At 62.1% G+C, this 1,106-nt stretch carries 1 pseudogene; it reads left to right on the top strand.

Annotated elements, in window-relative coordinates:
- The first annotated feature begins 74 nt into the window (after positions 1 to 74).
- Positions 75 to 1,052 (top strand): annotated as a pseudogene (locus tag CKW40_RS42280) (IS5 family transposase).
- Positions 1,053 to 1,106: the final 54 nt, after the last annotated feature.

Raw genomic sequence — 1,106 nt, 5'->3', positions numbered from 1 at the left:
CAGCTTTGGTGCGTGGATCATTTTTCAAGGGTTTGCCGATAGGCCGGCGAGATCGTCAATGACATGATCTTCTGATGCCCTACAAACATAATGCCAGCCGCCGTCACCGGATCCCGAAGATGAAATTCAAGGTGATGAACTGGGCGGAATACGAGGCGGGTCTTCGGCAGCGCGGCAGCCTGACGCTGTGGGTGACAGAAGAAGCACTGGCCGGATGGCAAGCTCCACGGCGCACGACGCGCGGCGGCCAGCCTCGCTATACCGATCTCGCCATCGAGACCGTCCTGACACTGGGGTTCTTCGGGCTCCGCCTGCGCCAGAGCGAGGGATTGATTTATCTCGCTGCTCGATCTGATGGGTCTTGATCTGCCGGTTCCCGATCATACGACGTTGAGCCGCTGGGCTCAGAGATGGGCGCCGCGGGTCAGCCGGCAGCGGCATCCGGTGGACGGCGCGCTGCATGTGCTGGTCGACAGCACCGGATTGAAAGTCTACGGCGCCGGACAATGGCTTGCAGAAAAGCATGGGGCCAGAGCACGCCGCCAGTGGCGCAAACTTCATCTGGCGCTGGATGCCGACAGCGGCAAGATCGTCGCCCATTGTCTGACCGACCAGGACACCGACGATCCCTCGCAGGTCGAGCCACTGCTTGATCGGATCGACGCCGAGATCGACCGGTTCACGGCCGATGGAGCCTATGACGGCGACCCAACCTACCTGTCCTGCAACACAGCGCCACCGCAAGAATTGTCATTCCGCCACGCGTCACGGCGGTGGAGAGCGATGATACTGGACCACCCGGTCAAAGAGATGGTCACATCAGGGCGATCGCCAATGACGGAAGGCTGGAATGGCAGGCGTCCACCGGTTACGGCAAGCGCGCCCTGATCGAGACGGCTATCGGGCGATACAAGGGGGTGAGCGGACGGCGCCTTCGGGCGCGCTCCTTTCCCGCTCAGCAGACCGATGTCGCCATCGGCTGCCTCGTTCTCAATCGCATGACCGCGTGCGCACGCCCGGACTCCGTTCGCTGCCTGGCAAGGCCGACATAGGAGGCGACATCAAAGACCCGATCGTGTCCAATGCCGCTTTCATGCACCAATGCC

Source organism: Mesorhizobium carmichaelinearum (assembly GCF_900199455.1).
In the GTDB taxonomy this organism is placed as follows: Bacteria; Pseudomonadota; Alphaproteobacteria; order Rhizobiales; family Rhizobiaceae; genus Mesorhizobium; species Mesorhizobium carmichaelinearum.
The sequence above is the reverse complement of the archived record's forward strand: the minus strand, read 5'-3'. Positions and strand labels throughout refer to the sequence as shown.